At 61.4% G+C, this 18737-nt stretch carries 12 protein-coding genes and 6 pseudogenes; 6 read left to right on the forward strand and 12 right to left on the reverse strand.

Annotated elements, in window-relative coordinates; genetic code table 11:
• Positions 1 to 227: pseudogene (locus AC0V2S_RS13530) on the reverse strand (LysE/ArgO family amino acid transporter); the annotation flags it as partial.
• Between the two features lie 91 nt (positions 228 to 318).
• Between AC0V2S_RS13530 and AC0V2S_RS13535 the strand changes: the two are divergent.
• Positions 319 to 1208: pseudogene (locus tag AC0V2S_RS13535) on the forward strand (LysR family transcriptional regulator ArgP).
• A gap of 94 nt (positions 1209 to 1302) precedes the next feature.
• A complete protein-coding gene (locus AC0V2S_RS13540) occupies positions 1303 to 2292 on the forward strand; it encodes an NAD-dependent epimerase/dehydratase family protein (protein ID WP_475510199.1) in 990 nt (329 codons plus the stop codon).
• Positions 2293 to 2330: 38 nt separating this feature from the next.
• On the opposite strand, the gene AC0V2S_RS13545 is transcribed toward AC0V2S_RS13540, so the two are convergent.
• Positions 2331 to 2603 (reverse strand): hypothetical protein, encoded by a 273-nt coding sequence (locus tag AC0V2S_RS13545; RefSeq protein ID WP_475510200.1) that lies wholly within the window; start codon positions 2601 to 2603, stop codon positions 2331 to 2333.
• A gap of 352 nt (positions 2604 to 2955) precedes the next feature.
• Here AC0V2S_RS13545 and AC0V2S_RS13550 point away from each other — a divergent pair, with 352 nt between their 5' ends.
• Entirely contained in the window at positions 2956 to 3786 is an 831-nt protein-coding gene (locus tag AC0V2S_RS13550; RefSeq protein WP_475510201.1) for an ATPase, read from the forward strand.
• Positions 3787 to 3928: 142 nt separating this feature from the next.
• On the opposite strand, the gene AC0V2S_RS13555 is transcribed toward AC0V2S_RS13550, so the two are convergent.
• The 10 genes and pseudogenes from AC0V2S_RS13555 to xseA form a co-directional block, all read right to left on the reverse strand.
• A complete protein-coding gene (locus AC0V2S_RS13555; protein ID WP_475510202.1) occupies positions 3929 to 4351 on the reverse strand; it encodes a type IV pilin protein in 423 nt (140 codons plus the stop codon).
• A gap of 2 nt (positions 4352 to 4353) precedes the next feature.
• Positions 4354 to 8328: a pilus assembly protein gene (locus tag AC0V2S_RS13560; protein ID WP_475510203.1), complete on the reverse strand. Its 3975-nt coding sequence runs from the start codon at positions 8326 to 8328 to the stop codon at positions 4354 to 4356.
• Between the two features lie 103 nt (positions 8329 to 8431).
• Positions 8432 to 8890 (reverse strand): pilus assembly PilX family protein, encoded by a 459-nt coding sequence (locus tag AC0V2S_RS13565; RefSeq protein WP_475510204.1) that lies wholly within the window; start codon positions 8888 to 8890, stop codon positions 8432 to 8434.
• Positions 8887 to 9600 carry a PilW family protein gene (locus AC0V2S_RS13570; protein ID WP_475510205.1) on the reverse strand — a complete coding sequence of 238 codons (714 nt, stop codon included), beginning with the start codon at positions 9598 to 9600 and terminating at the stop codon, positions 8887 to 8889. Before AC0V2S_RS13570 ends, AC0V2S_RS13565 begins: the two co-directional genes overlap by 4 nt.
• Positions 9601 to 9608: 8 nt before the next feature.
• Positions 9609 to 10184: a type IV pilus modification protein PilV gene (gene pilV, locus AC0V2S_RS13575; protein ID WP_475510206.1), complete on the reverse strand. Its 576-nt coding sequence runs from the start codon at positions 10182 to 10184 to the stop codon at positions 9609 to 9611.
• Positions 10150 to 10680, reverse strand: coding sequence for a GspH/FimT family pseudopilin (locus AC0V2S_RS13580; RefSeq protein ID WP_475510207.1), 531 nt, complete (start codon positions 10678 to 10680; stop codon positions 10150 to 10152). Before AC0V2S_RS13580 ends, pilV begins: the two co-directional genes overlap by 35 nt.
• A gap of 226 nt (positions 10681 to 10906) precedes the next feature.
• Complete coding sequence (leuA, locus tag AC0V2S_RS13585; RefSeq protein ID WP_475510208.1) at positions 10907 to 12583, reverse strand: 2-isopropylmalate synthase; 1677 nt, start codon at positions 12581 to 12583, stop codon at positions 10907 to 10909.
• Between the two features lie 318 nt (positions 12584 to 12901).
• A complete protein-coding gene (locus AC0V2S_RS13590; RefSeq protein WP_475510209.1) occupies positions 12902 to 14125 on the reverse strand; it encodes a mechanosensitive ion channel family protein in 1224 nt (407 codons plus the stop codon).
• Positions 14126 to 14198: 73 nt separating this feature from the next.
• A pseudogene (locus tag AC0V2S_RS13595) lies at positions 14199 to 15028 on the reverse strand (peptidoglycan DD-metalloendopeptidase family protein).
• A gap of 28 nt (positions 15029 to 15056) precedes the next feature.
• Positions 15057 to 16433 (reverse strand): annotated as a pseudogene (gene xseA / locus AC0V2S_RS13600) (exodeoxyribonuclease VII large subunit).
• A gap of 82 nt (positions 16434 to 16515) precedes the next feature.
• On the opposite strand from xseA, the gene AC0V2S_RS13605 reads away from it, so the two are divergent.
• The 3 genes and pseudogenes from AC0V2S_RS13605 to guaB all read left to right on the forward strand — a co-directional run bounded on the left by AC0V2S_RS13605 (position 16516) and on the right by guaB (position 18700).
• On the forward strand, positions 16516 to 17067 hold the full coding sequence (locus AC0V2S_RS13605; RefSeq protein ID WP_475510210.1) for a sugar ABC transporter ATPase: 552 nt from the start codon (positions 16516 to 16518) through the stop codon (positions 17065 to 17067).
• Positions 17068 to 17232: 165 nt separating this feature from the next.
• Positions 17233 to 17530 (forward strand): annotated as a pseudogene (locus AC0V2S_RS13610) (IMP dehydrogenase); the annotation flags it as partial.
• 154 nt (positions 17531 to 17684) lie between these two features.
• Positions 17685 to 18700 (forward strand): annotated as a pseudogene (gene guaB, locus AC0V2S_RS13615) (IMP dehydrogenase).
• Positions 18701 to 18737 lie beyond the last annotated feature (37 nt).

An 18737-nucleotide genomic window follows, 5' to 3' on the forward strand; every position in this document is an offset into this window, starting at 1 on the left:
CCCCGCCCCAGCGCGCCACGGCCAGCAGCACTGGGCTTTGCGCGAGCAAGGGGCCAGGCCGAAAACGCCAGCGACCACCAACAGCGCATCACACAGCACGCACAGCGCCGCCACCGGCGGTGATGTTCGCGGCGCAGGCTTTGCGCCAGCACGAACGCATTCTGCGCACCGAGCGCCACGATCAAGCCGGCCGCCACTAAAAGTCCGTTGATATAGCTCTGCCACATGGGAAAAGTCCTGAGGGGTAATTCGTGTGGCGAGTCTGCGAGGGATGGCTGTATAAGGAAAACGAATCCTGCTGATCTCACATTAGGAGAATTGATAGTGTTCGATTACAAGTTGCTCGGGCGTTGGCGGCGGTGGTGGAGCAGGCCGGGTTCGAGCGCGCCGCGCAGGTGCTGGGGCTGTCGCAATCGGCGGTGTCGCAGCGCATCAAATTGCTCGAAGCGCGGGTCGGCCAGCCGGTGCTGGTGCGTGGCAGCAAGCCGAGCCCACTGAGATTGGCCGCCGTCTGCTCAACCATGTGCAGCAGGTGCGGCTGCTGGAGCGCGACCTCCCGGCCAGGTGCCGGCATTGGACGAAGGCACGGCGCCTGAACGCCTACGCATCGCCCTGAACGCCGACAGCCTCGCCACCTGGTGGGCAGGCGGTGACGGAGTTCTGTGCGCAGCACCGGGTGCTGCTGGATATGGTGTGGAAGACCAGGACGTCGGCCTTAAACGCATGCGCGGTGGCGATGTGGCGGCCTGTGTGTGCGCCAGCGATAAACCGGTCGCCGGTGCACGCAGTTTGCCCTTAGGGGCGATGCGTTACCGCGCCTTGGCCAGCCCGGCCTTTATCGCCCGACATTTCAGCGGCGGGGTGACGGCGCAGCGTTGGCGCAAGCGCCGGCCATTGTCTTCGGTCCGGATGATTTTCTGCAGCACCGCTACCTCGCCAGCCTCGGCGTTGAGGGCGCGTTTGCCTATCACCTGTGCCCGTCTTCGGAAGGCTTTATCCGCCTGACCGAAGCCGGTATGGGCTGGGGCCTGGTGCCGGAGTTGCAAGTGCGTGAGTTGCTGGCGCGCGGTGCGTTGCAGGAGCTGCAGCCGGAGCGGCCGATTGATGTGCCGCTGTATTGGCACCATTGGCGCAATGGTGGGGAATTGCTCGGCGAGTTGACCCGGCATTTGCAGCGGGCCACGGCCGAGGTGTTGGTGCAGCCGTAACGGCCAAGTCAGAACCTTGGCTCACCACGCCACACTACAAGCGCGCATGGCCTTGCTACAGTCACGCCCATTACAAAAACCATGGCGGTGGACGATGAAGATTCTGGTAACCGGGGCAAGCGGGTTTATTGGTGGGCGCTTTGCCCGCTTTGCGCTGGAGCAGGGCTTGCAGGTGCGTATCAATGGCCGGCGCCCGGAAGCGGTGGAGCACTTGATCAAGCGCGGCGCCGAATTCGTCCAGGGTGATCTCAGCGATTCCAACCTGGTGCGTACCCTGTGCCACGACGTAGAGATGGTGGTGCATTGCGCCGGCGCCGTCGGCACCTGGGGCAAGCGCGAGCATTTCTACAACGGCAACGTGGTGCTTACCCAGAACGTCATCGAAGCGTGCCTGAGCCAAAAGGTGCGGCGTCTGGTGCATCTGTCGTCGCCGTCGGTGTACTTCGATGGCAAGTCCCATGTCGGCCTGCGCGAAGAGCAGGTGCCGAAGAAGTTTGTCGACCACTACGGCGAGACCAAATTTATCGCCGAGCAGGAAGTGATGGCGGCGCAGGAGTTTGGCCTAGAAGTGATCGCCTTGCGCCCGCGCTTTGTCACCGGCGCCGGCGACACCAGCATCTTTCCGCGGCTGATCGAGATGCAGCGCAAAGGCCGCCTGGCGATCATCGGCAATGGCCTTAATCGGGTCGATTTCACCAGCATGCACAACCTCAATGAGGCGCTATTCAGCAGCCTGCTCGCCGCCGGCCCGGCACTGGGCAAGGTCTACAACATCAGCAACGGCGCGCCCGTGCCGCTGTGGGATGTGGTGAATTACGTACTGCGCCAACTCGACCTGCCGCCGGTGACCAAACACGTGCCGGTAGGCCTGGCGTATACCGCTGCCACGCTGAACGAAACGATCTGCAAACTGCTGCCGGGTCGCCCCGAGCCGAGTCTGTTTCGCCTGGGTGTGGCGGTGATGTCCAAAGACTTCTCCCTGGATATCAGCCGCGCCCAGCGCGAACTCGACTATGCGCCGCAGGTGAGTGTCTGGACGGCGCTGGATGAGTTTTGCACGTGGTGGAAAGTGGTCGGCAAATAGAAGATTTAAAAACGCCGCTTAACCTGGCGCAGTAGTTTTTAGCCGCGTAGCGGGCCGGCATATCGCGTGTACTTTTCGATAAGTTCTGCTTCGGTGAGCTGAGGCGCCGCTGGCGGTGCCAACCGAATGTTGGTCAGCTCACTGAGTTTCAACCCCATCTGCCGGGTGTCTTCCACGTCGGACGCCGCGCAGGCGATCAACATGTCCATCACGGCATTGGGTTGGCTGAGGCGAATATCCACCTCTTGTTCCTGGCGAAGACGGCGGCGCAGCGTTTGCATGCAATCGAGTACAGACTTGGTCAGTTCCATTCGATTTCTCCCCGTTAACCCAAGCTGAAGCAAGGCTTGGGTATGAAAACAAGTGCGCTGGTCTGGCGCAGTTTTCTGGTCTGAATAACAAGGCTCTGTGGCCATCGCGTTCGCCGGCTTGGGCCGGTCTAGACGCTCTGTTACTCCCCGTAACGCTTAAAGCAAATGGCATACCAGTTCACAAATGCAGGAACTGGGCGGCTTACGGGCGGTCGATGGCTGTCTCGGGCGCTTTACACGCGCGCAAGCGGTGCGCTATGCACCATTGGGTGCCGCCGCTGCGCTCGGTATACTGCGACCCCGCTGCTTCTTTGTTTGTTACCCCTTCACTGCGTGCCCTATAGGTTGAACCATGCGTAACGACGCCCTAGATGAACTCGATAACGTTCCCAGCCTGACCACTGACGCGCGCGACCACGACTTCCCTGCCAGCCACCACGACCACGGCCGCCATGCGCCGGTCGAGCGCGGCCATGCCACGGCCCCGGCGAAAAAAGGCCCGAGCACCGCGCCACTGTGGACGCTGGTTGCCGCGTTGATGATCGCCTTCGGCGTGTTGGGCTGGTGGAGCCATCAACAGATCGACCTGATGAGCCAGCAACTGGTGGCCACCCAGGAAAGCTTTGCGCGCATCAGCGAAGATGCCGCCGGGCGCATTCAGGATATTTCCGGCAAGGTGGTCGCCACCGAGTCCAATGTCACCAGCGGCAGCGAAGCCTTGCGCCTGCAGGTGAAAGGGCTGGAAAGCAAAGTCGCCGACCTGACCAAGCAACTGCAAACCCTGAACAGCAAACAGGCCGATCAGGGCAAGCGTGATGATCAACTGGCCGCCGACCTGAAAACCCAGCAAGACGCCACCGGGCAGTTCGACAGCAAACTCAAGGCTGTGGTGACAGATCAGGCCGCCCTCAAGGCCGCCCAGGGCGATACCAGCAAGATTGACGCCCAGCTGAAAAGCCTCGGCGCCGATATCGAAGCGCTGAAAAAACAGGGCAACCCGAATGTCGCCATCAGCCGTCTGGAACAGGACATGCTGGTACTCAAAAGCGAACAGGACAACCGCCCGGCTGCTGCGGCCACCAACACCAGCGAGTTCGATGCGTTCCGTGCGCAGATGACCCGCAACATCAGCACCCTGCAAAGCCAGGTGCAGAATCTGCAGCAGCAGTTGAACGCGCGGTAGGTTGGGTTGAGCAACGCGAAGCCCAACGATTTACACGCGGAGCTCGCTGAGCTCCCTGTTGGGCTTCGCCTTCGGCTCAACCCAACCTACGCCTAATAAAAAGCCCCGCCATTGCGGGGTTTTTTATTGCCCGTTAAAGGCGTTACTTCCAGCACTCGCTGCTATCTGTGGTCGTCCCGCTCACCGTCTTTTCCCCCAACGCATTCAATGTCAGCACGCCACACTCGGTGTCATTCACCTGGGTGCGCAACGGCGTGGCGCTGAGCAGGTAACCACCCTGGGTGTCGTCGCTGGTGCTGATGCTCAATTGGTAATAACCGTTGTCGCTGAGGCCCGTGCTGCTGCGCATTTTCAGGTCGATGGGCGCGTTGGTGTAAGCGTTGTTCTGCGCGTAATAACGCTCTTCGCGCGCGGCTGCTTCACTGAGCAGCGCCTGACCTTCGCTGCGGTGAGTGCGGGTGACGTAGCGGGTGTAACTGGGCATGGCGATGGCCGTCAGGATCGACAGAATTACCACGCAGATCATCAACTCGATGAGGGTGAAGCCGGTTTGCGTGCGTTGCATATTCATTCCTGCAGGCGCACGTCGCGCCAGCTTTGTCGTTGGTTGGCGCTGCCTGTTATCAGGATGCTTCCACTGGTGCTGTTGACCGTCGTCTCCGATTTTCCCGCCCCCGCGGTAATGTCGGAACTGAAGGTGACTTCGGTGTGGGTGGTGACGCCGCCAATCAGTCCCGACATGGCCAGGCGCGAGTACGTGGTGTCTGTGCCCAATTCCAGCGAGTCGCTGGCCACGCCGCCGTTGGTGGGGTCGATCAGCATCAGGTAGGTGTCGGCGCCGCTCTGGCAGGGATCGTCGTTGGGCGCGAGCGTGGTAAGCAGCAGGCTGCTGCCGTAGGCCACCGGTTTGTTCACCATCATTTCGCCGGTGAGCGGCAGGTCGATGTACCAGCCGTACTGCTGAATGCTGCCGCTGTTGTCGTACCAACTCACCGCGTTGTCGCTGAGGGTGTTGGCGGTAGACGACACCAGGCTGCCGTCACTGGCGGTGTAGGTGATGGTTTTGTCGTTGCCGAAGGTCTGCTCCTGCAATTTGCTGCGGCTGAGGTTCGGTGTGCTGTTGGGGTCGTCGCCGTCGGTTTGCGTATCCCAGATGCCATACAGGCTCATGGCTTTGGTGGTGTCGGCCGCGGCATCGGATGACTCCAGGTATTTGCCGGTACCAAACACGACGATATGCCCGAGCCCGGTCGGGTGTGCGACCACATAGGGGCTGGCGGTAATCGGCTGAACCTTGCTGGTGCTGGTGGAGGTAGCCGCCGTGGCCGTGTACAGCGGTTTTCCGTTGAATGCCACGCGGAAGCTGTTGGCGGTGGTGCTGCTGGTGAAGCTGCCGCCGGTGCCGAACAGGTCGAAGCGCCACAGGTTGCCGTGCAGGTCGCCGGCATACACGTAGTCGGCAATCAGGTCGCCATCCATGTCGGCGACGTAGGGGGCGGACAGGCCGTTGGCGCCGGTTAGCGAATCGGTGACGGTGAGCGCTTTAATCAGGCTGCCGGTCTTGATATCCATCACATACAGCACGGCTTTGTCGTTCGCGCTGTTGTAGCCGTTGGCGGCAATTACCGCCCAGTCACCGGTGTGCAACCGGGCCACCACCGGCTTGCTGTAGGTGTAGCCGAGGTCGGCGTAATCGGTGTCGCTGAAGCTTTTTTCCCAGAGCAGTTTGATGCTGGTGGGGTCGGTGACATCCAGGGCAAACATCGCCCGGCCGCCGCCGCGCAGGGTGCCCACCAGCACGGTGTGCCAGGCGCTGTCGTAATAGGCTTCGGACACGGTCGGCGTGCCGTCGACGTAGTACTGATGCGCGCTGCTGGTGTAATTGCTATCGGGCAACTTGTACAGGTTGCTGATCACGGCGCTGGGGATAAACGCGAAGGTCTCTTTGCCGCTGCCGTCGAAGCCATGCAGCATGCCGTCGTTGGCACCCACATAAATGCGCGTAGGACGTGTGGCCCATTTGGCTTTGAAGGTGCTGTAGGCGCTGTCGCCGTACATGGCGTCGAGCAGTGCAGCAATGGCCTTGGGTGTACTGACCAATGCCGGCGTCGAATCGACGATGTCGCCCAGGATGTGCGCGCGGCTGCGCAGTAGCGTGCCTTCATTGCTGCGGTCGCCGCGCAGCCAGTCCACCCGTTTGCTGCCGTTGCTGTCGGTGGTGCTGTTCAGGGCTTTGTTCAGGGTGGTTTGTTGCGCGCTGGTCAGGTTGGCCCAGGTGAAGCTTTGCAGGCCGCTGCTGGCCGTTCCGCCGGCAATATAAATCGGGCGACTGGCGTAGGCGCTGTTGCCGCTTTTATAGGTGGTGTCCAGCAGCGTCTGGGCTTCCCAGTCCTGGGTCGAGGACGTGCTGGTGACCGTGTATTTGGTCAGCTTGCCGCTCCAGTCTTCGCTGGAAAAACTCGGGATATAGCTGTCGCTGGAGGTGTAGTTGGTTTCGGCCAGAGGCGAGCTGATGCTCTGGCTGGCGCTGGCCATGCTGGTTTCGTTGATGCGTGTAACGATGCTTTGCAGGGCAGTGAGCAACGAGTCCGGGCTGTCGGCACTGAAGAACTCACCGCGTGAATTGATTGCCGCGTGCCACATGTCATAGACGTTGTTGGCGCTGCCCGAAGAAGCTGCCGGCCAGGTCTTGGTGCCGGCCACCAGGGCGCTGTAATCGCCGGAATAAGTGTCGCCGTCCCACGCCGGGTTCGTGAGCGTATTGGTCAGGCCCAGACCGACAAAGTAACTGACCATATGCTGCCAGGTGGCCGGGTCATTCTTCGGGTTCCAGTACTGGCCAGTTCCGCTTTCCTTAGTGTAGGTGGGCACCTTGTTGGCCAGCGTGGGCTGGGCATCGGTTGCCCAGTATTTGAAGGTCAGGTCGGCGAGGGTATTGCTGGTGCTGTCTTTGAACGGCGCCACGGGCGAGTACTGGGTGTCGTCGGGTAGCTTGCGGCTGGTGTTGTCGTATTCGCCGTGGCTGCCGGCCACGTTCCAGATGCCGTCGGTGAGGGTGATGCTGTAGCTCGCCCGGCAGGCATAAATCGGTGCCTCGCTGGTGCCAATCTTGTAGGCGTAAGGCCCGTATTGGCCGGTGGCGGTGAGCAGGCCGCCGAGCCGGTCGATGGCACCCAGCAGCGGGGTGCTCTGGTTGAAGTAGATATCCCCCAGCCAGCTGAAAAACTGCGTACGGTGGCTGCCGGAAAAGTTGCCCAGGCGGTTGTCGTAATAGCTGGTGCTGGTGTTATCCAGGCCGCGGCAGTTGTAGCCGCTCAGGTACGAGCTGCTGGTGATGCAGGTATCGCTGGTACCCAGGGCTTGCCAACTGAGGCGGGTGTTATCGGAGAGGTCGGAGAACGCCAGGTTGGCGGCAGACTGGGTGGCCAATTCGCGGTTGCGGTAGAAGCTGTACCAGTTGGCGAAGTTCTGGCGCTCGTCGGTGCCGCCGGTGCCGGAGGTGCTGCTGACGGTCACCAGCTTGTAGCAGTTGTCGTCTTGCAGGCTGCTGGTGCAACCGGTCAGGCCGCTGTTGTACAGGTAGTAATACGCCGGTACCGCCAGCTTGGTGCGGTCGGTGGTGGTGACGGTGGTGGTCGCGCTGGTGCCAGTGTTTTGCGTGGCCGACACGCTGTAGGTAGTGGTGCTGCCACTGGTTTTGGCGGTACACGTGCCGGTGGTGTAGGTCACGGTCGTGGTGGTCACCACTTTGGTGGTGGTGCCTGCCGTGCTGTCGGTGCTGGTGGTCGTGGCCGAGGACGAACTCGGGTTGGTGAACGTAACGCTGCAACTGCTGCCGGACTTGGTCACCGTGTACGAGCCGCCGCTGCTGATGGTCTGTTTGCTGGTGGAGGTGGTCGCGGTGCTGTAGCTGGTCGGCGTGGTGCTCGAACTGGTGCTGGTCGTGGTGCTCGAGCCGAAGTCTGCCGACGGGTTGGCGGCCAGGTAATACACCTTGTCCGGGCTCGAGTAGCTGGCGTAGTTGCTGTACGACCAATACGTCGAGTTGCTGCTGGAAACCGCCGTGGTGCCACGGCTGGTGTCGTAGTCCCAACTGACCATATAGCCCGTGCTGAGATTGAGATTGCCGCGTGCGGTTTTGAAACCGTTCACGTAGGCAGCGGTAAAGCTGGTGGTGAGCGGCGTCGTGCTGGTGGTGCCGTTGCTGTAGGTGACGCTATAGGGCGCGGTGTAGGTAACCGCCGGGTTGTAATACAGCGGGTTGAAGCTGGCCGACTTCGCCCGGCGGCTGGTGCGTACCTGGTCGGCGGTGTAGCCGCCGTAGGTGGCGCCGGTGGTGGGGTTCATGGTGTCCGGCGCAAAGGCCCACTTCATGCTGCCGGAGTTATCGATGGTCACCATGATGTTGGGGGCCACGCCTTCGGTAAGAAACAGCGGTACCTGGCTCAGGGTAAGCGCGGTGGCGCAGGTGTCGGCGGCGTACAGCGAAACAACGGCCAACAGCACGCCGAGCAATGTCGGACTGGGGCGAGTGAGCTTCATTGGATATCGATCCTGTAGACGCTTTGGCGAACGACCGGAAAGCGGTTGCCGTCGGCCTTGGCCTCGGCCGTTACGCGGTAATAGAAGGCACCGCGGCCTTCCATCAGGGAGCCGTAATCGTTGGTGGAAGCGCCGATATAGGCCGCGTTCCAGCGCGGGTTGGTGCTGAAGCTGAGGCGCCATCCGAGCCGCTATACGTGGTGGCGTAGGTGTTGGCCGTCCACCAGTCCGTGCCGGCTGCCACGCTGTCGGCAAAGCGGTCGGTCGAGAGTACGCAGAGGTTGCTGACTAACCCGGCGAGGGCGCTGATGCTGCCCGCGCAATCGGGTTTACCCATGTCGACGCTGCCGGTGTTGCCCAGGGTTTGCAGGCGCCGTTCACCTTCGCGCAGTGCCGATTCGGCCGCATTCGCCGCGCGTTGGCGCTCCGCTCCCAGGCCGCTCATGCGGTTTTGCGACGTGCTGTCGCGCAGCGTAGCGGTCGCCAGCAAAGTGATCAGCAACAGCATCACCAGCGCAATCAGCAGCGCGGCTCCCTGTTGGTTGCGAGGCTGCTGAGTCATGGCATCAGGTTCCTCAGAGCGACGCTGCCCTGGCTGATTTGATAGAGGTATTGGTCGCTGGCGCGGGTTTTACCGCTGAGGCTTTTCCACTGGTCGAGCACTGTGGTGGCGATGCCGTCGCGCAGCGGTGTGCTGGTGCTAAGCAGGGCGGCATAACGCACCGCCTGGCTGCTGCCGTTGCTGGCGGGTACGGCAAACATCACGAAGTCGGCGATGCCATCGACCAGCGTGACGCTGGCTCCGTCGACCGAACACACCAGGCTGCCGGCGCCGGCTGTGGCACTGCTGACAAAGCTGATGCGGCTGAGCACGTTGGCGCTGGCGGTAATTTTATGGCCCAGGCAATCCAGGTCCGCACTATCGGCGGCCCCTTGGTAGCGGTAGCAAATGCCATCGCCGTCGCTACTGGGCAGCACGGTTTCCCCAGCGGCAAAGGCTGGGCAGCCGTTGCTGCTACCAATGGCCGGAAAGGCCACGCCCATGCCGGCGTTCACCCGCGGCGAGGCGCGAAAACCGGCGCGCGCCAGCTGCTGGTCAAGCAACAACTGAATCATCCGCCCCAGGTTTTGGTTACTGCTCTGGCCTTGCTGGAACAGATAAGTGCGCTGGTTATCGATATAGACCTGCGTGGCGCCCAGAACCAGAAAGGTACTGATCGCCATGGCGATCATCAGCTCGACCAGCGACAAGCCGGCTTGACCGTTACCCATAGCCCGGCTCATAGCTCGGCTCGCAGGCGGTAGTAGCAGACGTTGTCGGTGCAGGCCCCGGTTTTGTCTTGCCATGCCAGCTGAATCATCACCACGGAGCTGGCGCTGGTGCTGCAACTGTTGTCGGTCTTGCTGGGGCAGACAGTGAAGTTGTTCTTGAGCAAGCCGCTGGTAACCGGCAGCAGGTCTTGCACGGCCTCCAGCCAGCAGCCGAAATCCTGTTTGGCTACCGCGCTGCCACCAGCACTGCGGTCCAGGGCGACGCAGCTGGCCACGGTGGTACTGGCAAAGTCGCTGCCGGCAGCCTTGTAGTAACCGGAGGCTGTGCTGAACAGATTGTTGGTTAGCGCGGCGTCAGGGTTGCTGCGCATCAACTCCACCAGGTTTTGCGCGAGCATCACCGCCGTGCTGCGCTGGCTGGCCGCTTGCGACAACTGCAAACCACGGCCTTGTAGCGACACCATGCCGAGCAAGCCGATACACAGCACGAGCAACGCGATGAGCACTTCGATCATGCTGAAACCGGCCATGGCGGCCGGGCGCCAGGCGTTATTCGCTGACGGCAGGGCGGGAAATCTGGCCACTGGCAAGTACCTTGATTGTGCGAGAAGTGACCGTGCTGTCGTTGGCGTCGCCCACGGTGATGGTCGGCGGGCTGCTGAGCACGCCGTTGTTGCAGGTGGCGGCGGCGATAAAGCCGGGGCAGAAGGTCAGCGTCATCAACGAACTGCTGGCGGTCACATCACCGAAATTGCCCTTGGCGGTGTGGCGCAACGTTTGGGTGCCGGCCCTCACGTAGATTTCGCCGGCCCAGGCGTTGTTGGCACTCACGCTCACGGTAACCCCACGCCCCCGGCTTAACGCCTCGCTGCGGGCGTACTGCAACACCGAGTAAATGTCATTGGCGGCCGCCAAGGCCCGATTGCTGCGGGTGAGGTGATTGAAGCTAGGCACAGCGATGGCCGCGAACACCCCCATCAGGGTGATCACCACTAACAGCTCTACCAAGGTAAAAGCGGCCTGCTGCCGAGAGCGGTGACAGCAAAACGCGGCAACGGGAACAGCAGCCAATACAGACATAGGCTTCGCGCAGGCAGGGAATTGAGGCGCGACTATGGCGGGGGAATGTGTTGGCAGGTTGTCTGCGGGTATCGGCTTTGTTTTTGGCGTGTGTGAGCGGCGTTACAAAGCGCAGCCTTGAGTCGGGTTCGAAATCATCGAGGCTGAAGCCTCTCCCACACTTATCTGCGCTCTACGAAAAAGGGGCGCTCGTTACCGGGCGCCCCTTCCTCTGCAGCAGCAAGTCTTACGCCGCCTGCGTACTTTCCTCAGCCTGCTTCAGCGCGCGGTTAAGGGCGCTGAACAGGGCTCGGAAGCTGGCGGTGGTGATGTTTTCATCAATGCCCACGCCAAACACCGGACGCCCACCGTTCAGACGCACTTCGATATACGCGGCGGCCTTGGCATTGGCACCGGCACCAATGGCGTGCTCGTGGTAATCGATGATTTCCAGGTTCTGCGGCAGGGCCGCGACCAACGCTTCCAGCGGACCTTTACCGGTGCCGTGCTTACGGCGCAGTTCGCCGCTGACGGTCACGTCGATATCCACGTTGCAGATGCCGTTCTCTTCCTGCAGGCGATGGCTCTTCAACGCGTACGGGCTGCTGGCTTGCAAGTACTCGTTCTGCAACAAACCGTAGATTTGCTCGGCGGTCATTTCCAGGCCCAGGCGGTCGGTTTCTTTCTGCACGACCTGGCTGAATTCGATCTGCATACGACGCGGCAAGCTGATGCCGTATTCCTGTTCCAGCAGGAAGGTGATGCCACCTTTGCCCGACTGGCTGTTCACGCGAATCACCGCCTCGTAGCTGCGGCCGATATCGGCTGGGTCGATCGGCAAGTACGGCACTTCCCAGACGCCATCGGCTTTCTGCTGGGTGAAGCCTTTGCGGATCGCGTCCTGGTGCGAGCCGGAGAACGCGGTGTGCACCAGGTCGCCCACGTACGGGTGGCGCGGGTGTACCGGCAGTTGGTTGCAGTCTTCCACCACTTTGCGCACGGTATCGATGTCGGAGAAATCCAGCTCCGGGTTGATGCCCTGGGTGTAGAGGTTCAACGCCACGGTCACCAGGCAGACGTTGCCGGTGCGCTCGCCGTTGCCGAACAGGCAACCTTCCACACGGTCGGCGCCGGCCATCAGGCCCAGCTCGGTGGCGGCGACGCCGGTGCCACGGTCGTTGTGGGTGTGCAGGCTGAGCAACACGCTGTCGCGGCGATCCACATGACGGCCGAACCATTCGATCTGGTCGGCATAGTTGTTCGGCGTGGCGTTTTCGATGGTGGCCGGCAGGTTGAGGATCAGCGGTTTGGCTGGAGTAGGCTGGAACACAGCGATGACCGCATTGCACACCTCAACCGAGAACTCGATTTCGGTGGAGCTGAACACTTCCGGCGAATACTCGAAACCCCACTCGGTTTCCGGCGCAGCATCGGCCAGGCGCTTGATGATCTGCCCGGCCTGCACGGCGATTTCTTTCACGCCGTTTTTGTCCTGGTTGAACACGATGCGGCGGAAGCTCGGCGCGCAGGCGTTGTAGTAGTGAACGATGGCTTTCTTGGCGCCTTTGAGCGATTCGAAAGTGCGCTCGATCAGGTCTTCACGGGCTTGGGTGAGTACCTGAATGGTGACGTCGTCGGGGATGTGGCCGCCTTCGATCAGTTCGCGCACGAAGTCGAAGTCGGTTTGCGAGGCGGACGGAAAGCCCACTTCGATTTCCTTCAAACCCACGGCGAGCAGGGTTTTGAAGAAACGCATTTTTTTCTCGGCATCCATCGGCTCGATCAGCGACTGGTTGCCATCACGCAGGTCGGTGCTCAGCCAGATCGGCGCCTTGTCGATCACCTTGCTCGGCCAGGTGCGGTCGGGAATGTTGATCGGAGTGAAGGCGCGGTATTTGTTGGACGGATCTTTGAGCATGCTCATGGCGAATTCCTTTACGTAGCGTGGCCAGGTGAGGGTGGCCGACCGGTGATAACTGCGTGCAATCAAGTGTAGCGGGGCGAGGTGAGCAGTCAGCTTTGCAGTCGCGGACTGACCAGGCACAGGCAGGCGTGTTGGCGCAGCAGAATGAGGGTGTGGGGTGTTTTCATGCGGTTAACCCTATTCACTCGGGTTGAATATGGCAAGACGTGCGGAAAATTTGGTGATTCGTAGCGCTCTCACCGAATTGCGAAGAGAAAGTTGTCTCGAATTTGCGCAAAACTCACAAATATTGCGCGGGGTCTGTAAGGCGAATCTGCCCTACGGCACTTCGCGATTGCCTAAGGCCGCACGCATATCCGCGCCACTCGGATGTTGGAACACGCGCAAACCGAACTCGGGAAGAATCGCCAGCAGATGGTCGAAGATATCCGACTGAATGGCTTCATACGGCACCCACGCCGTGGTGTTGGTAAAGCAATACAGTTCCAGCGGCAGGCCGTCGGCCAGCGGGCTGAGCTGGCGTACCAGCAGGGTCATGTCCTGGCGAATGCCGCTGTGCTGGCGCAGGTAGTTCTCCACGTAGGCACGGAAGGTGCCGATATTGGTCACCCGCCGGGTATTCACCGCCACCCGCAGCGGCTCCTCCAGCAGGCTGTTCCAGCTCATCAGCTCGCTTTCTTTGCTTTTCAGGTACGGCGCCAACAGCTTGAACTGGCGCAGCTGGTCGATTTCTTCGGGGCTGAGAAAGTGCACGCTGTTCTGGTCCAGATGCAGGCTGCGCTTGATGCGTCGGCCGCCGGCTTCCTGCATGCCGCGCCAGTTTTTGAACGAGTCGGTAATAAAGCGCTTGGTCGGGATGGTGGTGATGGTCTTGTCCCAGTTCTGCACTTTTACCGTGTGCAGGGCGATGTCGATCACGTCGCCGTCGGCGTTCAGTTGCGGCATCTCGATCCAGTCGCCGACGCGGATGATGTCGTTGGACGAGATCTGCACGCTGGCCACCAGCGACAGCAACGTGTCCTGAAAAATCAGTAGCAGTACTGCCGCCATGGCGCCGAGGCCGGAGAGCAGAATCAGCGGCGAGCGGTCCACCAGCGTGGCAATCATCAACACCGTGGCGATGGCGTAGATGACGATTTTCACCACCTGGAAGTAGCCCTTGATCGGCCGCAGATGGGCGTCCGGGCGGCGTTCGTACAAGGAGTTGGCCAGGGTAAGCATGCCGGCGACGGCCAGAGCAATGGTCAGCACGATAAAGGCGCCGCACACGTTGCGCGTCACCGTGATCATGGCGTGCGGAAGGTCGGGAATCAGCTCCACGCCGTTGGCCAGAATTAGCGCCGGCACCACATTGGCCAACCTGGCAATGATGTGCGAGCGCGCCAGGGCTTTGTCTTGGCCCAGGTGGGAGGCGCGCAGCAAGCGGTAAAAGCCACGGATCAGTACGCGCTTGATCAGCCAGTTGGCCATAAATGCCGCACACAGCAGCAAGATCAGGGCGATGAGGCTGTACAGATAAGGAAAGCGGGAAAGCCACTGCACGGCGGTTTTCGTATTGCTGTTCCATGTAAGCGTCGTCCTGTGCTGGGCTCGGGTTTACGGTGCGCTTGTAACGTTACGGCTCAAAGGCCCCGATAAAATCGCCGGGTCTACGCGCACATCATTCAAGCTGATATTCCAGTGCATATGCGGCCCGGTGGCGCGGCCGGTAGAGCCCACTTTGCCGACCACTCCACCGCGTGGCATTACCTGGCCGAGCTTCACGTCGATTTTCGACATGTGGCAGAACATGCTGATAAAGCCCTGGCCGTGATCGACGAAAACCGTGTTGCCGTTGAAAAAGTAGTTGCCGATCAGGATGACCTTGCCGGCGGCAGGCGTCTTTATCGGGGTGCCGGCGCCGACGGCGAAGTCCAGGCCGGCGTGCGGATTGCGCTCTTCCCCATTGAAGAAGCGCCGGACACCGAAGCGGCTCGACAGTGGGCCGTTCACCGGTTTGTCGAGCAGCAGATTGCTCGGCGTGCCGGCGCTAAAGCTTTGGTAAGCGCGCGTCTGCTCGGCCAATTCCTTTTCGATGCGCTTGAGGTCGGCGGGGTTCGGGTTGACCTGGCGCTGGTTCTTCAAGGTGATGCGCTGCTCGGCGTAACGCTTGCTGCCGACCGTGAAACCGAGGGTGCGGCTACCGCTGGCATCCTTGGCGACAATGTTTTGCGGGCCGGCCTTGCTGGTCAGCGGCACGCCGACAATCGCCAGCCAGCGTTGCCCTTGTTCATGCACCACCAGCACCGGTTTGCCCTGGAAAGTGGCGTTGGGTGTGCCGTTGCTGGCGCCGAGGTCGACCACCGCTACGCCGCCAGGCACCGGCTTGTTCAGCAGCCGGCTGATATAGCTGTCGGCATGGGCGGGGAGGGCGAGGCAGAGCAAACAGAACAGCAAAACGCGCATGGGCAAGCCTGATATAGAAAGAGGGAAGTCAGTCGAGCAGCGACAGGGTAACCGGCGTCAGGTGGTTGTCTTCCACTCGCACGTCCAGCTCGCCTTCACCCAGGCGCGCTTTCAGACGCTGCCGGGTTTGGTCTGTGCCGCGCTGCGAATGGCGTGGCCTTTGTCGTCGAGCAGAATGCTGTAACCGCGGCCCAAGGTGGCCAGCGGGCTGATCGCGTTTAGAGTTTGTGCCTGGGTGTGCAACTGCTGGCGGCGGTCTTTCAGCGCGTCACGCATTGCGCGCGGCAGCCGTTCGCTCAGGCATCAAGCCGCTGGCGCAGCAGGGCAAGGGCGCGACCGGGGTGTTGCGCGGCGAGGCGCATATCCAGACGGGCGACGCGGTCCTGGCGCTGTTGCAGGTTGCGCTCGAAGGCACGACGCATACGCATATCCAGGTCATCGAGGCGCTGGGCTTGCTGGCGCAGGCGCTCACCCGGGTGGCGCAGGCGGCGGCTGATGCCGTCCAGGCGAAGGCGTTCACGCTCGATGCGATTTTGCATGCGCATCACCAGGCGGCGATGCAGGCTGTTCAGGCGCTGCACCAGCTCGTTGGCATCCGGTGCCAGCAATTCGGCGGCGGCGGAAGGCGTGGGGGCGCGCACGTCGGCCACGAAGTCGCTGATCGATACATCGGTCTCATGGCCCACGGCGCTGATGATCGGCGTCTGGCAAGCAGCGATGGCGCGGGCCACTTGTTCTTCGTTGAAGCACCAAAGGTCTTCCAGCGAGCCGCCGCCGCGGGCCAGGATCAGCGCGTCGAAGCCTTGGCGGTCGGCTACCTGCAGCGCGCGGACAATCTGCCCAGTGGCCTCGCGGCCCTGCACGGCGGTGGGAATCAAGGTCAGCTGAATTTGCGGCGCACGGCGGCGGAATACGCTGATGATGTCGCGGATTACGGCGCCGGTCGGCGAGCTGACAATGCCGATGCGCTGCGGGTGAGCAGGCAGGGCCACCTTGTTTTCGGCGGCGAACAAACCTTCGCCGCTAAGCTTTTCCTTCAACGCTTCGAAGGCCAGCCGCAGCGCGCCATCGCCGGCCGGCTCTACGCTGTCGAGAATCAGCTGGTAATCACCACGGCCCTCAAACACGAAACCTTGCCGCGCACTTTAACCGCCAGGCCGTCCCGCAAAGCCTGACGCACTCGGGCAGCGTTCTGCCGGAACAGGGCGCAGCGCACCTGGGCGTTGCTGTCTTTCAGGGTGAAATACACATGGCCGGAGGCGGGCTTGGCCAGGTTGGAGATTTCGCCTTCCACCCAGATATTGCTGAACACATCTTCCAGCAGCACGCGAGCGCGGCCGTTGAGCTGGCTGACGGTGAGCACTTCGCGGTCGAGGCCGAGGCGTTGGAACGGGTCTTTGATCATGGCGGGCATGATAGAGGCTCAAACGCCAAAGGCCAAAGCCGCTCCTGTTAAACTGCACGCCGTTTTGATTTCGGGGCCGAGCATGGCTGAGCAACAACTGATTCTGGTGCCGCAGATTTCCACCTTTCCCAACCACGAGGCGCGGGCGCGGCTGATGCTGCGCTGGCTGGTGCAGCGCAATATCGTCTCGGCCGAGCTCAGCACCTGCGGCCGTACCGGTAATCGCATGGCCTATGCCATTGCCGCCGGCGCCAAGCGTATTGCCCTGCACCCGGAGAAGCTGCCGTTTGGCCGGCCCGTGAATGGATTGGAAGTGGTGACCAAGCGCTGCATCTATACACCGACGAAACACTTCCTCGAAGAAGCCGGCTGCCCCAAGTGCCGCAAAGAAGTGGGCGAGACGCTGTTCGACAGCCTGGAGGAGTGGACGCCCAAGGTCAGCGACAACTTCACCTGCCCGCTGTGCGGGTTTGAAGATGACATCAATGGGTTTCTGTTTTTGCAGCCGTGCGGGTTTTCCAACCTGGGCTTTATCTTCAATAACTGGGGCGAGGCGGGGTTTACGGCTTCCTTTATAGAAGAGTTTGGTGAGCGGTTGGGGTATGGGGTGCGGCAGGTTGTCGTGGACTTGTAGGAGCTAGCTTGCTAGCGAATGCAATCTAAAGAGCTTCGCCAGCAAGCTGGCTCCTACAAGGTCGATAGAAACTCCTGCTTCATCTAATTAACCTTTTGCATTGAGCCAAGGTGCCCGCGTGGGTATAATGGCGCGCTTCCATTTTCCCGTCCGGGAGCCCCCGCCATGCTGCGTATCAGTCAAGAAGCTCTAACCTTCGACGACGTCCTTCTTATTCCAGGTTATTCCGAAGTTCTGCCCAAAGACGTCAGCCTCAAAACTCGACTGACCCGTGGTATTGAACTGAACATCCCGCTGATTTCTGCAGCGATGGATACCGTGACCGAATCCCGTCTGGCCATCGCAATGGCTCAGGAAGGCGGCATCGGCATCATCCACAAGAACATGACCATCGAGCAGCAAGCTGCCGAAGTGCGCAAAGTGAAGCGCTTCGAAAGCGGCGTGGTGAAAGATCCGATCACCATCGAAGCCGACGCCACCGTGCGTGATCTGTTCGAGCTGACCCGTCAGAACAACATTTCCGGCGTACCGTGCTGCACGACGGCGACCTGGTCGGCATCGTCACCTCCCGTGACGTGCGCTTCGAAAGCCGTCTGGATGCCAAAGTACGCGACGTGATGACGCCTAAAGAGCGCCTGGTCACTGTGCGTGAAGGCGCCGACAAGCAAGAAGCCCGCGAACTGCTGCACAAGCACCGCATCGAGCGCGTGCTGATCGTTGACGACGCCTTCAACCTCAAAGGCATGATGACCGTCAACGACATCGAAAAAGCCAAGGCTTACCCGTTCGCCAGCAAGGATGATCAAGGTCGTCTGCGCGTTGGTGCCGCCGTAGGAACTGGCGCCGACACCGGCGACCGCGTGACCGCACTGGTTGCTGCCGGCGTTGACGTGGTGGTGGTCGACACCGCCCACGGTCACTCCAAAGGCGTGATCGACCGCGTACGTTGGGTTAAGCAGAACTTCCCGCAAGTGCAGGTAATCGGCGGCAACATCGCCACCGGCGCTGCGGCCAAGGCCCTGGCAGAAGCCGGCGCTGATGCGGTGAAAGTCGGTATCGGCCCAGGCTCGATCTGCACCACCCGTATCGTCGCGGGTGTGGGCGTGCCGCAATTTCCGCAGTCTCCAACGTTGCTGCTGCCCTTGAAGGCACCGGCGTACCGTTGATTGCCGACGGCGGCATCCGCTTCTCCGGCGACCTGTCCAAGGCCATCGTTGCGGGCGCCTCCTGCGTGATGATGGGTTCGATGTTTGCCGGTACTGAAGAAGCACCGGGCGAAGTCGAGCTGTTCCAGGGCCGCTCCTACAAGGCCTACCGTGGCATGGGCTCGCTGGGCGCCATGGCACAGACCCAAGGTTCCTCCGACCGCTACTTCCAGGATTCGGCCGCTGGTGCCGAGAAGCTGGTACCCGAAGGCATCGAAGGCCGTGTGCCGTACAAAGGCCCACTGGCGGCGATCATCCATCAACTGATGGGTGGCCTGCGTGCCTCCATGGGCTACACCGGTTGCGCCACCATCGAGCAGATGCGTACCGAACCCGAGTTCGTGCGGATCACCGGTGCCGGCATGGCTGAATCCCATGTGCACGATGTACAGATCACTAAGGAAGCGCCGAACTACCGAGTAGGTTGAGCCTTCAAGCAAATCGTTAAGCAACCGGGGCTGTTTT

This window comes from Pseudomonas sp. CC11G (assembly GCF_056174845.1).